This is a genomic window from Prosthecobacter fluviatilis (assembly GCF_042655725.1).
Lineage (GTDB): Bacteria > Verrucomicrobiota > Verrucomicrobiia > Verrucomicrobiales > Verrucomicrobiaceae > Prosthecobacter > Prosthecobacter fluviatilis.
Genome location: NZ_JBHSMQ010000001.1, coordinates 719596 through 732382 on the forward strand (window position 1 = coordinate 719596; position 12787 = coordinate 732382).

The following is a 12787-nucleotide window of genomic DNA, read 5'->3' on the forward strand; positions in this document are numbered from 1 at the left end:
GCGTTTGTGGCGTAGTCCATGCTTTAAAGCCATGCCCGAACTGGATAATCCCTTTCAAGAGACTCTGCTCTCCCGCCACCGTGCGGAACCCTGCTCCGTGGTCATCTTTGGTGCCACCGGCGATCTCACCCACCGCAAGCTGATCCCCGCCATCTACAACATCGCCGCTGCGGGCGACCTGCCGCCGCAGTTCAAGGTGGTGGGCTTTGCCCGGCGTGACAAGACGGACGAGGTCTTCCGCGCGGAGCTGGAGGAGGGGAACCGCAAGAACAGCCGCCAGGGGCACAATGACGAGCTGTGGAAGAGCTTTTCCCAGTGCATCCATTACCACCGCAGCGAGTTCGAAGACCTCGAAGGCTACAAGTCGCTGGCGAAACTGCTGGACCAGTTTGATGCGGAGCGCGGCACGCCTGCCAACCGCCTCTTCTATCTGGCCTCCGCGCCGGAGGCCTTCAAGCCCATCCTGGAAATGATCCGTGCCGCCGGGCTGAACCAGGGGGCAAAGGGCAAGTGGGCGCGTGTGGTGTGCGAGAAGCCCTTTGGCAAAGACCTCGCCACGGCGCAGGGCCTGAACTCGGTGGTCGCCGCCACCTTCGCGGAAAAGGACACCTACCGCATCGACCACTATCTGGGCAAGGAGACCGCGCAAAACATCATGGTGCTGCGCTTTGCCAACTCCATTTTTGAGCCGAACTGGAACAGCCGCTACATCGACCACGTGCAGATCACCTGCGCGGAAAACCTGGGCATGGAGGGCGGACGCGGCGGCTACTACGACACCGCCGGCGCGCTGCGCGACATGGTGCAGAACCACCTCTTCCAGCTCCTCACGCTGGTGGCCATGGAGCCGCCGACAGACCTCAGCGCGGACAGTGTGCGCGATGAAAAGGTGAAGGTGATCCGCGCGCTGCGCCCGCTGGTGGGGCCGGAGGCCGTGGGCAAAAACGTCATCCGTGCGCAATACACCGCTGGCAGCGTAGACGGTGTGCCACGCGTGGGCTACCGGCAGGAGGACCGGGTGAATCCTGAGTCCCAGACGGAGCCGTATGTGGCGCTGCGCCTCATGATCGACACCTGGCGCTGGCAGGGGGTGCCCTTTTACATTCGTGTGGGCAAGCAGCTGCCGAAGAAGGCCACGGAGATCAGCGTGCATTTCAAGAAGCCGCCGCAGGTGCCCTTTGCCACCTCCGCGATGCTGAAGAACAGCGAGAACACCCTCGTCATCCGCATTCAGCCGGACGAAGGCATCGCGCTGCGCATCCTCTGCAAGCAGCCGGGGCAGGCCATGAGCATCCAGCAGGTGAAGATGGACTTCCGTTACTCATCGAGCTTTGGCAAGGCCAGCCCGGAGGCCTACGAGCGCCTGCTGCTGGACGCCATGGCGGGAGACGCCACGCTCTTTGCCCGGCGTGACGAAGTGGAAAACGCCTGGAAGTTCATCGATGAAATCGAGAAAGCCTGGCACAAATCCGACACGCCGCCGCCCATGCACGAATACCCCGCCGGAAGCTGGGGGCCGAAGGAAGCGGACGACCTGCTGCGTGCGGACGGGCGCGAGTGGCGGCTGCTGTAAGAGGAAAGGAAACCAACCATGCCTGCAACCACTCTCAACGACTCTGACCTCGACCGCCTGGGGCTCGAAACGCCCATCGCGGGCATTGACCGCGCCTTGAAAAAACTGTGGGAAGGGGATGAGGCCAAGACGCGTGCGTCGCTCATCAATCTGGCGATCTACACCGAGGACAGCTGCCAGCTCATGGCGGACAACGAGCTGCTGGATGACGTGGCGGCGCAGCATGCCTGCCGCGCGCTGCTCATCCTGGCCCTGCCCGGTGCGCAGCCGCGTGCCCGGGCGTGGATCCAGGCGCTGTGCCGCCCCTACCAGGGAAAGCAGGTGGTGTGCAGCGAGCAGATCAGCTTTCTGCTGGAGGGCGGAGATGCCGCGCAGGTGCAGAACATCGTCTTTGCCCACCTGGACTCCGATCTGCCGCTCGTCGTCTGGTGGCAGGCGGAGCTGTCCAAGCATTTCGAAGAGCGGCTCTACAGCCGCATCGACACCCTCATCATCGACAGCTCGCGCTGGGCGGACCCCGGCCCGCAGTTTGACGTGCTGCTGGCGGCGCTGAATGCCGAGACGGGCGGCTTCAATGTGCGTGACCTGGCGTGGACGCGCTCCCACTTCATGCGCACGGCGCTGGCGGCCTGCTTTCAGGATGCGCCCACCTGCCAGAATCTCTCCAAGCTGGAGACCATCCGCATCACGCACCAGAAAGGCCAGCGCACCACGGCGCTGCTGCTCGCCGCATGGATCAACCAGCGGCTGAAGGCGGAGCTGAGCGTGCAGCTCACCGAGAAGGAAAGCGGCCCTGCGCTGCAGGAGCTGGTGCTGGAGGGCGGGGGGATACGCGGAGAGGTGCGGCGCGACTGCGAGTCCTGCTTTGTGCGTGTGAGCCTGACCTGCGGCGACCACAGCCGCGAAGACCTGCTGCCCGCAGACGTGGACACGGACGCCGATCTCGTGAGCGAGCTGCTCTCCCGCTTTCATGGCAGCACGCTGTACTCCTCCATGCTGCCGTTTGTGCGGAGCATGCTGAAGTAACGAAACGCACTCCGCACAGCCCGCCAGGCTTTCCGGTGATCTCGCAATCACGCGCAGGCCTCTTCGCCAAACCGCCCGACTGCGAGGGTGTTCGCACGCCGTTGCGTTTGCCGCACGCTGATGGACGGGCGGGCTGTCGCCACACCCATCCTGCGAACTGCGCAGGATGCTCTCACGAAGACAATCCTGCCACAAATTCGCTCTGTGAAATAACCGTTCGACACCGGCCTTGAGTGTCGGAAGACTGGAGGCATGCGCCCCTGGCTTCATCTCGCTCGTATTTCCAATCTCCCGACTGTCTGGACCAATGTCACTGCTGCATGGCTGCTGGCGCGCGGGGAGCTTACGGATCTGCGTTTGGTGTGGATGCTGGTGGCCGGTTCGCTGATCTACACGGGCGGCATGATTTTGAATGATGCGGCAGATGCCAAATTTGACGCGGAGCACAGGCCGGAGCGGCCCATCCCCAGCGGCAAGGTGAGCCTGCGCAGTGCGTGGGTGGTGAGCTGCGGCATGCTGTTTGCGGGAGGCGTCATCGCGCTGGGCTATGGGGCCAATCCGCAGCTTGTGGGGCTGCTGCTGGGGGCGGTGGTGTTTTATGATCTGTACCACAAGCGCTGGGCGGGCTCGGTCGTCGTCATGGGGGCATGCCGTCTGCTGCTCTACCTGGTCGCGGCGTCCACCGTGGCTCCGCTGCAGGTGGTGAGCCAGAAGGGGGCGGTCTCCTTTTTCGGAGCGCAGTGGCACTACGAGACCGGCTTCCTTTCCGCGGGGGCCATGCTGGCCATGCCCTTTGCCATCGCCCTGGGCTGCTACATCGTGGGCATCACCGTGGCGGCCAGGCTGGAGCACAAGGACGACGCCATGCCCGTGCCTGCGGCTCTGCTGGCCTTTGCGCTGCTCTACACACCGGCGGTCGTGTGTGCCATGCGGTTTTCTGCGGCGGGTGGCAGCCCGGTGCAGGTGGGTGTTCTGGGCGTGTTTGCCCTGCTGGTGGCGTATGCCACGCACACGATGCGCAAAGGCGGCCCCGCGATTGGCAAGGCCGTGGGCTGGCTGCTCGCGGGCATCGTCGTGGTGGACGCGCTGGCGATTGCAAACGTCTCGCCTCTGCTGGCGCTGGGCTTTGTGGTGCTCACGCCGCTGCTGCGCCTCTGGCAGCGCTGGGTGGCGGCGACGTGACGGGGGGCGTCTCTACTTCCTGATCCTGCGGGCAACGCATAGGATCGTAGGATGGGTGTGGCGACAGCCCGCCCGTCCATCAGCGTACGGCAAACGCAATGGCGTGCGAACGCCCTCGCAGTCGGGCGGTTTGGCGGAGGGGGCTTGAGTGCGGGAGAGGGCGCTGCATTCGCCAAACACACCCAACCTACGGCCGGAGCGGCTTGCGTTCGTGAATGAAAACGCAATTTTTGGCCATGCCATGGTCCATTCCCTCAGTGATTCCTTTGCCACGAGATTTCTCAGGCTTTGATCCCGGCAGTTCCATGCCGTGTGACGATTTTACGTCCTACGCGCGGCATCTCCCTCATTGGAGGCTGCCCGGTGCAGCCTATTTTGTCACCTTCCGACTCGCTGACTCAATCCCTCAGGTCATCCTCTCAGAAATGCAGCGTGAAGACGAAACGTGGCGGCAAAGAATAGCTGCGCATGCCAATTCTGTGCCGGCTTCCATTCAGGCAGATTGGCAGGAATTCCAACGCGCGCGGCTCCTCAAACTGGAGGTGCTCCTCGACGAAGGACACGGAGAATGCCTGCTGCGTGAAGCCTCTCATCGCCAGGTGGTGATTGACGCTCTGCATTACTTTGAAGGTCAGCGCTGCGAAATGCTGGCCTATGCTGTGATGCCCACTCATGTTCATGCTTTGTGTCGCATGCTTGGCGAGTATCGAATGGAGGATGTGTGTAGTTCCTGGAAATGGTTCACTGCCCTGCGCATTCAGCGCAGCCTTGGCAGGACGGGGCCGTTCTGGCAAAATGAAAGCTTTGATCGCATCATCCGTGATGCAGAGCATTACCAGACCACGGTGCGTTACATTGCTAAAAATCCGCTGAAAGCCAGACTGCAGGCGAACGAAGCATCCGTTTGGTTCTGCGAGTCCATTCGGGAAGCGAACAAGTTGTTGTAGGATGGGTGTGGCGACAGCCCGCCCGTCCATCAGCGTGCGGCAAACGCAATGGCGTGCGAACGCCCTCGCAGTCGGGCGGTTTGGCGGAGGGGGCTTGAGTGCGGGAGAGGGCGCTGCATTCGCCAAACACACCCAACCTACGGCCTGAGCGCCTGCTCCATTGCAGGAGGTATCACGGCACTGCCTCCCCCATCTTCTTCATCACCTGCCGGAGCTGCTTCTGCGTGTCGGCGTCGTCAGGCGCGAGTTTCAGCGCGGCTTCAAAGGCTTTTTTGGCGTCTTCGTTTCGGCCGAGTTCGACGTACAGCAGCCCCAGGTTGTAGAGGGCGTTGAGGCTGCCGGGGTCCAGCGCGAGGGCTTTGAGGTAGGACTTCAGCGCGTCGTCTTTTCGGCCCACCTGATCCTGCAGATTGCCGAGGTTGAGGTGCAGCATGGAGCTGTCCGGCTCCAGACTCAGGGCTTCTGTGAGAGCGGCTTCGGCTTCCTTCAGTTTCTTGGAGCCCGCGAGGTAGGAGGCGTAGCTGTTCAGCGTGTAGGTGCGCTCCCTGGCGTTCTCCTTTCCTTTTTGCAGGTGCAGCAGGAGCTGGAAATCCACGTCCTCCAGATCTTCCGGCGGCTTGCCTCCCCACTCGACGAGCATGCTCATGCGGTGCACGCGCGCCTTGAGCCGCTTCATCTCGATCTCGAGGCGTGTCTGTGTGGAGAGCTCAAACGCTTTCTCGTAGGCTTTCTCGGCCATGTCATAGCGCTCCTCATCCATGAAGTCGTCTCCGAGTGCGACGTACTGGCCGATCACCTTGCGCGACTGGTAGCGGTCCCACTGGTCCTGGATGGAGGGAATGAAAAACGCCAGGAGCATGACGGAGGCGCTGCTCAGTGTGGCGACGTAGGGCCAGGCTTTTTTGCTCAGGGAAACAGGGTGGTCTGACATGGGGTGAGCCTCCTTCAGTCTTTGGATTTTTCCTCCTCAGCTTCTTCTTCAACGTCCTCTTCGGCTTCTTCTTCCTCGCTTTCCTCCTCGTCAGATTCCTCTTCGCTCTCTTCGGCTTCTTCCTCCTCCTCCTCTTCCTCAGACTCTTCTTCTTCTTCTTCTTCTTCTTCTTCTTCCACGGCGTGGGCAAAGGCGGCAAACCAGCCGCCGGCTTCGGTCAGGGCCTGGGGCGTGCCCTGCTCCAGGATGCCGCCGCCGCCGAGCACGTACACGTGGTCCGCGTCATGCACCATGCTGAAGCGGTGGGCGATGATGATGATGGTGCAGGTGCTGCGCAGCTGGTGGATGGCGTGGCGCACCTCGGCCTCGGTGTTGTAGTCCAGGTTGGCGGTGGCTTCGTCGAGCACGAGGATTTTCGGGCGGCTGAGCAGCACGCGGGCGATCTGCACGCGCTGGCGCTCGCCCACGCTGAGGCCCATGCCGTTCTGGCCGATCTGCGTCTGCAGCCCCTTGGGCAGGCGCTCCACCAGGTTCTTCAGGCCGGTCTGCTCCACGGCCTTCATGATCTCGGCGTCGGTGACGTCCGGCTTTTTGTAGCGCAGGTTGTAGGCGAGCGTGCCGCGAAAGATGGCGCCGTCTGCCGCCACCATGCCGATGTGGCTGCGCAGGCTGGAGGGGTCCAGGGCGCTGAGAGGCTGGCCGTCGATGAGGATCTCCCCCTGCTGCGGCTCATACAGCTTGAGCAGCAGGTCCACCGCCGTGGTCTTGCCCGCGCCGCTGCCGCCCACGATGGCGGTGATCTTTCCGGGCTCAAAGGTCATGCAGAGCGACTGCAGCACCTGGTGGTCCTCCACGTAGGCAAAGCTCACGTCCTTGAACTCCACCCTGCCATTCTCAATGAGCAGCGGCTTGCCGGCCTTTTCGCCGGTCTTGTTTTCCAGCAGGCGGAAGGCGCGTGAGATGGAGGCGATGTGCTGCTGGGTGTTCACCCACAGGCTGCAAAGCTCGTCGATGGGCGAATACAGGCGGTCCAGGTAGGCGACGAACATGACCACATCTCCCGGCGTGAGCTTGTGGATGAGCGCGAGGTAGCCGCCGCAGCCGAGCACCATGGCCGTGGCCACATGGCTGAGCACGCCCTCCCAGAAACCAAACTTGTTGGAGAGCTTCGTGCGCTCCACGTAGTTGTCATACGCGCCGCTGGAGATGCGGCGGTACTCCTCCACCTCCCGTGCCTCCGCGCCGCTGAGCTTCACGGTCTTGATGCCTTCGAGCGCGGTGTTGATGCGGGCGCTCACATCCTCCCAGCGCTCGTAGTAGGTGTTGAGGCCGGTCTCGAGCTTCTGGGAGGAGCGCCAGGCGATGACGAGGTAAACGGGGATCAGCGACACCGAGATGAGGGCCAGCGTGGTGTTCTGATAAAACATGATGGCCATGATGCCGACGAGGCTGATGACCTCCGGCAGGATCTGCTGCGAAAACGCGCCCACGATGGCGCTCACCTCCTCGCTCTGGTCGATCTGCTTGGCGATGGCCGCCGGGGCACGCTTGCCGAAAAAGCCCAGCGGCAGCCGCAGCACATGGGCAAAGGCGCCCTGGATGAACTCCTGCTCGATGTCGCAGTCGAGCTGCGCCTTTTTGTTTTCGGCATACAGCCAGAGGATGTAGCTGAGCACATTCACACCCAGCATGAGCAGCACTGCGTAGAGCAGCGTGTGGATGGCCTCTCCCGGGGTGCGCTCCGCCACGTGCTCCTGGGTGTGGGGCTTTTTCTCGTGCGTCTTTTTGGTGGGGGGCGGCAGGTGGTGGGTGTCCGGGTGCTGCGCGGAGCGGATCTTCTGCCGCAGGAAATCCTCCACCGGGCTGTCGCTGGTCTCCAGCTCCTCGCCTGCGGCTGCCCTGGCCTTGTCATTGGCGTGTTTGACGAAGAGCCCGGCGATGTCGTTGATGGCCTCGCGGTAGATCAGGGGCTCCACCAGGGCGGCGCCGGTGCTCAGCAGGGTGATGAAGGCGACGACCAGAAGCCTGCCACGGTGAGGCGAGACGAGTCTCCAGAGGTGCTGCAGGACATCCTTCTTCATGGACACGGAGATACAATGAAGAGCGGCCCGTCTGCGCAACCAGTATTCCGCACCGGCAACTGAAAACACGGGCATGAAAATGCAGGATGGGCGTGGCGCAAGCCCGCCCGTCCCTCAGCGTGTGGCGACGCACAAAGGCATGCGAACGTCCCTCAGCGCACGGCAAACGCAATGGCCTGCGAACGTCCTCGCAGTCGGGCGGTTTGGCGGAGAGCGCGGTGGAGCATCGGAAAGTACCACTCGCCAAACACACCCAACCTACGGCCTGAGCGCCTGCCCCATCGTAGGATGGGTGTGGCGTAAGCCCGACCGTCCCACAGCGTGTGGCGACGCACAAAGGCATGCGAACGTCCCTCAGCGCACGGCAAACGCAATGGCCTGCGAACGCCCTCGCAGTCGGGCGGTTTGGCGGAGAGCGCGGTGGAGCATCGGAAAGTACCACTCGCCAAACACACCCAACCTACGGCCTGAGCGCCTGCCCCATCGTAGCATGGGTGTGGCGAAAGCCCGCCCGTCCCTCAGCATGTGGCGACGCACAAAGGCATGCGAACGTCCCTCAGCGCACGGCAAACGCAATGGCCTGCGAACGCCCTCGCAGTCGGGCGGTTTGGCGGAGGGGGCGGTGGAGCATCGGAAAGTACCACTCGCCAAACACACCCAACCTACGGCCTGAGCGCCTGCCCCATCGTAGCATGGGTGTGGCGAAAGCCCGCCCGTCCCTCAGCATGTGGCGACGCACAAAGGCATGCGAACGCCCATCAGCGCACGGCAAACGCAATGGCGTGCGAACGTCCTCGCAGTCGGGAGGTTTGGCGGAGGGGGCTTGAATGCGGGAGAGGGCGCTGCATTCGCCAAACACACCCAACCTACACCCGGCGCGCTGCCGGATGGGTGGCCTCACAGCGCTGCCGAGGCGGCCACCCAGTCCACGGGAGACCACCTGGTGCCTGCCGTGAGGCCGGGCCTCGGCTGGGGGTGAAAGCAGTGGCCGCCGGCCAGCACCTGGCGCACGGCGTCCAGCTTGGCGGCGGGGCTGCTGCTTTCCAGCACGCAGCCGTGGGCGCCCGCCCGCAGCACCTGGCCGGTTTCCAGCCCTGCGTCCTGGCTGGAGACGATGAGAAACTTCAGGCCCGCATGCAGCACCTGGAGGTCTTTCACCAGCTGCAGCACCCGGTGCCCCGGCATGCTCAGGCTGATGAGGACGAGGTCCGGCCTCTGGGCGGTGATGGCGGCAAAGGAGCAGGAGGCGCAGGTCACGGCTGCTGCCAGGGTCAGGTCTGGCTGGTCTGCCAGCTCAGCGCGCAGGTCCGCAGCGCTGGCCGGATTGCTGTCCACGATGACGATTCGGTCTGGTTTTTTCATTTCAGGCGGCGTTGGGGGTTGGGGGTGGCGCGCGTCTGAAGTCTCACGACTCTGCCATGGGCAGGCCATCAAAGAATTGGAACAAAACCTTCGCTTTGACAGGCGGGTGAAAGCAGTCCGCCGCTGGCTCCGGTGGCTGCGGCGTGCCGCGGAGCATCTCATCAAAGGGATTCGCCGTGTCCTCAAGGTGCAGGCGGAGATCCGAAAAACTCGCGTGGGCGGCGGTGCAGCCTGGAGCCCAGCTCTGGGGGGGGAAGTACGACGACGATTTCATGGTTGCTGAATGTGCCGGTTGGTTGGAGGGACAACACGCCCACCATGCGGGTGGCCAGACATCCGGCCATCGTCGCTGGCGCCGTTTGCGCTTAGGCCACGGGCCTAGCCCTGTAGCGCCGTCTGAGGCTGCCTGTGGCGCCGGGCGGGAGTGAAGCTCGCGGGGCACAGAGGGCTGGCGCACGCCGTGCCGCGTCCGTGAAAAAACTTCGGTATGGTATGGAGTAGCACTTTATGGCACGCAAATAAAACGCTGCGCGGCGCTCCGGCCGTAGGTTGGGTGTGTTTGGCGTCAGGGGCGTGTTCATCCTCCACCGCGCTCTCCGCCAAACCGCCCGACTGCGAGGGTGCCCTTATACCATGATGCGATGAAAACGGGTCTGAAGGTGGAGGCACGATCCGACGGAGGGGGATCATCTTGATCCCCCCACCTGCAGCGTGTTCGTGGATGTGCGAGGGCGCAGGGCGATGCGGGAACGTGTGGGATCGGGACGATCCCACTCCGCCGGAGGCTTCGCCGCAGCGACGGAGGGGGATCATCTTGATCCCCCCACCTGCAGCGTGTTCGTGGATCTGCGAGGGCGCAGGGGGGATGCGGGAGCGTGTGGGATCGGGACGATCCCACTCCGCCGGAGGCTTCGCCGCAGCGACGGAGGGGGATCATCTTGATCCCCCCACCTGCAGCGTGTTCGTGGATCTGCGAGGGCGCAGGGGGGATGCGGGAGCGTGTGGGATCGGGACGATCCCACTCCTCCGGAGCCTTCGCCGCAGCGACGGAGGGGGATCATCTTGATCCCCGCACCTGCAGCGTGTTCGTGGATCTGCGAGGGCGCTGGGCGATGCGGGAACGTGTGGGATCGGGACGATCCCACTCCTCCGGAGCGCTGGCTGGCCGCATGGAATGCTGGCTTTCACCCCTGAGCCCCGTTTTCAGCTGTGCGTGGTATTGCGCCCCACTGGCTGCGGCACGCCCTGGCGTCCTAGCTTCCTGGCTTCCTGCCCATGCGCTGTGCGGACGTTCGCAAACCATTGCGTTTGCCACACGCTGATGGACGGGCGGGCTTGCGCCACACCCATCCTACGGGCACGGCGCTCCGGCTCCCACTGCGCGGCATCTGCGCCGCTTCACTTCAGCACGTCCCGCTGCGTCTCCACCCAGCGCACGGCCTGGCGGATCATTTCCGCGCTCGTCACAAAGCCCATCTTCTCCTTGATGTGGTCGCGGTGCACGGAGACGGTCTTGGGGCTCAGGTGCAGCTGCGCGGCGATCTCCTTGGCCGTCTGCCCCTGGCCAAAGAGCTCAAACACCTGAAACTCGCGGTCGCTCAGCTTCGTCAGCGGAGACTCGCTGGAGCCGCGTGGCCGTGGCGTGGCAAAGGACGCAGCGAGGTGCGCGGCCAGGCGCTCGCTCACGTACACGCCGCCGTCCAGCACCTTGTGGATGGCGTCCAGCAGCGCATTGCCGGGGCTGTCCTTGCCCACGTAGCCGCTGGCTCCGGCACGCAGCGCGCGCGCGGCGCAGAGCATCTCATCATGCATGGAGCTGACGATGATCTTGAGCCCGGGATGCAGCGCCGCGAGGTCCTTGATCAGCTCCAGCCCGCCGCGCCCGGGCATGTTGAGGTCGGTGATGAGCACGTCCGGCTTCTCATTCGTGACGAGCGCGAGCGCCTCCGCCTCATTGGCCGCCGTGCCGCAGATCTCAAAGTGCGGGTAGGCCTGCAGCAGGAAACGGTAGCCATTGATCACGGCCGGGTGGTCGTCCACGAGCACGAGGCGGTAGGTTTGGGTGGGGGTGTCGGTGGTTGTCATGGGGTGTGGGGAATGTGTACTGCGATGCGCGTGCCGCCTGCGGGGGGAGTGCCGTGCTCCATCTTGCCGCCCATCATCTCCGTGCGGTGCTGCATGATGCGGAAGCCGATGCCGCCGCCTTCGGAGGGCGCTTCCGGGAGGCCGCAGCCGTCGTCGTCGATCTCCAGCACCAGGCAGCCCTCACGGCGCTCCAGGCCGATGCGGATCTCGGCGGAGTCGGCGTGCTTCAGCGCGTTGTTCACCGCCTCCTGCGCGATCCGGTAAAGATTGCACGCCACCGCCTCGCTGATCTCCGCGACGGGCTCCGGGCACTCAAACACACAGCGCACACCGGAGCTGCGCGTGGTCACGTCTGCCAGCGCCTGCAGCGCGTGCTCCAGCCCCTGCTCCCACAGCGGCACCGGCGCCAGCCCGTGGGAGAGCCCGCGCACCTCCGCCAGCGTCTCGCGCAGGCTCTGGCTGGCATGCTGGGCGTGCTCCGCCAGGGCAGGGGACTTGGCCTGCAGCTCCTCATGCAGGCCGTTCATCGCCATCATCACCGCCGTGAGCTGCTGGCCGATGCCGTCGTGCAGCTCGTGCCCGATCCTGCGGCGCTCGTTTTCGGCGGAGTCGATCACCGCGCGCTCCAGCTCCACCCGCTCGCGCTCGCGGTCTGCCAGGCGCTGGGTCATCTTGATGAAAGCCTGGGAGAGCTCATGCACCTCGTCCCCGCCATGCACGGGCTCGATGCTGATGCTGCGCCCCTCGCCAAACTCGCGCACAGAGCGCGCCAGCCGCTCCAGCCGCCGCGCCACCCCAAAGTGCAGCGTGGCCCAGAGGCAGAGGCACATGAGGGCGATGACGGAGGCGGACCACGCCATGCGCGTGCGCGCGTCCTCATGCGCATGCGCCACGGCATCGGCGCGGTCATACACCAGCAGCAGCCAGTGCTTGCCCCGGGTGGCGAGCTCGATGGGGAAGGCCGCCAGCACGATGAAGTCCCCGCCGTCCAGCGTGGCGGACTCCAGGGTCTTGCCCGCCTTTTCCCGGGCACGTTTCCAGGCGCTGGCGGCGGGCGTCTCCTCCGCAGACACGCCCTCCCACTGCGCCGTGGAGCTGGCCAGGATCTTGCCAGACTCGTCCACCACGGCAGCCACGCGCAGCCAGGGGTCGTGCTTCCAGTCAGAGAGGCTCTCGCTCAGCGCCTTGATCTCCCCCTGCTGGAGGTGCTGCTGCGCCACCGGCGTGAGGCGCGCGCCGGCCGCCTCCGCCTGGGAGGTCACGTCACTGAAATTGCGCGCCATGTCGTTGGCCAGGTCCAGCTCATAGTCCAGCAGGGCAGACACCAGCCCCAGCACCAGCAGCAGGGCGGGGATCAGAAAGCGCAGCGGCGGGGGGAAGGCCACGGCGGCGGTGGCGGTGGCGTGGGGCGTCCACGCATCTCGGGCGCCGGGCAGGCTGGGCGGCGGGGCGGCATCCATCACATGCAGCCACGTTGGGGGTTGTCCTGGCGCTGGCGCAGAGGCGGGGGCGGTGGGGGGGAGTTCATGGCCGCACGCATGTTGCCCCTCCGGGGGTGCCCTTCTCAATCACCCCAGCAGGCTATTTTCCGCTGGTGCCC

The 12787-nt window shown here is 64.7% G+C and carries 10 protein-coding genes; 4 read left to right on the forward strand and 6 right to left on the reverse strand.

From position 1 onward, the window contains the following. Window positions 1-31 precede the first annotated feature (31 nt). The 4 genes from zwf (at window position 32) to ACFQDI_RS02805 (ending at window position 4728) form a co-directional block, all read left to right on the forward strand. Window positions 32-1573, forward strand: coding sequence for a glucose-6-phosphate dehydrogenase (gene zwf, locus ACFQDI_RS02790; RefSeq protein ID WP_377163174.1), 1542 nt, complete (start codon window positions 32-34; stop codon window positions 1571-1573). An 18-nt stretch (window positions 1574-1591) separates the two neighbouring features. Continuing rightward, window positions 1592-2599, forward strand: coding sequence for a glucose-6-phosphate dehydrogenase assembly protein OpcA (locus ACFQDI_RS02795; protein WP_377163176.1), 1008 nt, complete (start codon window positions 1592-1594; stop codon window positions 2597-2599). A gap of 252 nt (window positions 2600-2851) precedes the next feature. Next, window positions 2852-3781 carry a UbiA family prenyltransferase gene (locus ACFQDI_RS02800; RefSeq protein ID WP_377163178.1) on the forward strand — a complete coding sequence of 310 codons (930 nt, stop codon included), beginning with the start codon at window positions 2852-2854 and terminating at the stop codon, window positions 3779-3781. A gap of 215 nt (window positions 3782-3996) precedes the next feature. Continuing rightward, the gene (locus tag ACFQDI_RS02805; RefSeq protein ID WP_377163180.1) at window positions 3997-4728 is read left to right on the forward strand and encodes a transposase; all 732 of its coding nucleotides are present in this window, start codon (window positions 3997-3999) and stop codon (window positions 4726-4728) included. A 172-nt stretch (window positions 4729-4900) separates the two neighbouring features. Here ACFQDI_RS02805 and ACFQDI_RS02810 read toward each other — a convergent pair whose 3' ends face one another. From ACFQDI_RS02810 to ACFQDI_RS02835, 6 genes are all read right to left on the reverse strand, one after another. Then, the gene (locus ACFQDI_RS02810) at window positions 4901-5659 is read right to left on the reverse strand and encodes a tetratricopeptide repeat protein (protein ID WP_377163182.1); all 759 of its coding nucleotides are present in this window, start codon (window positions 5657-5659) and stop codon (window positions 4901-4903) included. Between the two features lie 14 nt (window positions 5660-5673). After that, window positions 5674-7740 (reverse strand): ABC transporter ATP-binding protein, encoded by a 2067-nt coding sequence (locus tag ACFQDI_RS02815; RefSeq protein WP_377163184.1) that lies wholly within the window; start codon window positions 7738-7740, stop codon window positions 5674-5676. Between the two features lie 897 nt (window positions 7741-8637). Continuing rightward, window positions 8638-9102, reverse strand: a complete 465-nt coding sequence (locus ACFQDI_RS02820; RefSeq protein ID WP_377163186.1) for a response regulator — start codon at window positions 9100-9102, stop codon at window positions 8638-8640. Window positions 9103-9145: 43 nt separating this feature from the next. Further along, complete coding sequence (locus ACFQDI_RS02825; protein WP_377163188.1) at window positions 9146-9376, reverse strand: hypothetical protein; 231 nt, start codon at window positions 9374-9376, stop codon at window positions 9146-9148. A gap of 1124 nt (window positions 9377-10500) precedes the next feature. Then, window positions 10501-11187 (reverse strand): response regulator, encoded by a 687-nt coding sequence (locus tag ACFQDI_RS02830; RefSeq protein WP_377163190.1) that lies wholly within the window; start codon window positions 11185-11187, stop codon window positions 10501-10503. After that, the gene (locus ACFQDI_RS02835) at window positions 11184-12647 is read right to left on the reverse strand and encodes a sensor histidine kinase (RefSeq protein WP_377163192.1); all 1464 of its coding nucleotides are present in this window, start codon (window positions 12645-12647) and stop codon (window positions 11184-11186) included. Before ACFQDI_RS02835 ends, ACFQDI_RS02830 begins: the two co-directional genes overlap by 4 nt. Window positions 12648-12787: the final 140 nt, after the last annotated feature.

Excerpts from the sequence above, each read along its gene's own strand:
- ACFQDI_RS02835 (WP_377163192.1), bottom strand. The coding sequence starts at position 12,647 with ATGGATGCCGCCCCGCCGCCCAGCCTGCCCGGCGCCCGAGATGCGTGG.
- zwf (WP_377163174.1), top strand. The coding sequence starts at position 32 with ATGCCCGAACTGGATAATCCCTTTCAAGAGACTCTGCTCTCCCGCCAC.
- ACFQDI_RS02795 (WP_377163176.1), top strand. The coding sequence starts at position 1,592 with ATGCCTGCAACCACTCTCAACGACTCTGACCTCGACCGCCTGGGGCTC.
- ACFQDI_RS02820 (WP_377163186.1), bottom strand. The coding sequence starts at position 9,102 with ATGAAAAAACCAGACCGAATCGTCATCGTGGACAGCAATCCGGCCAGC.
- ACFQDI_RS02800 (WP_377163178.1), top strand. The coding sequence starts at position 2,852 with ATGCGCCCCTGGCTTCATCTCGCTCGTATTTCCAATCTCCCGACTGTC.
- ACFQDI_RS02810 (WP_377163182.1), bottom strand. The coding sequence starts at position 5,659 with ATGTCAGACCACCCTGTTTCCCTGAGCAAAAAAGCCTGGCCCTACGTC.
- ACFQDI_RS02830 (WP_377163190.1), bottom strand. The coding sequence starts at position 11,187 with ATGACAACCACCGACACCCCCACCCAAACCTACCGCCTCGTGCTCGTG.
- ACFQDI_RS02815 (WP_377163184.1), bottom strand. The coding sequence starts at position 7,740 with ATGAAGAAGGATGTCCTGCAGCACCTCTGGAGACTCGTCTCGCCTCAC.
- ACFQDI_RS02825 (WP_377163188.1), bottom strand. The coding sequence starts at position 9,376 with ATGAAATCGTCGTCGTACTTCCCCCCCCAGAGCTGGGCTCCAGGCTGC.
- ACFQDI_RS02805 (WP_377163180.1), top strand. The coding sequence starts at position 3,997 with ATGAAAACGCAATTTTTGGCCATGCCATGGTCCATTCCCTCAGTGATT.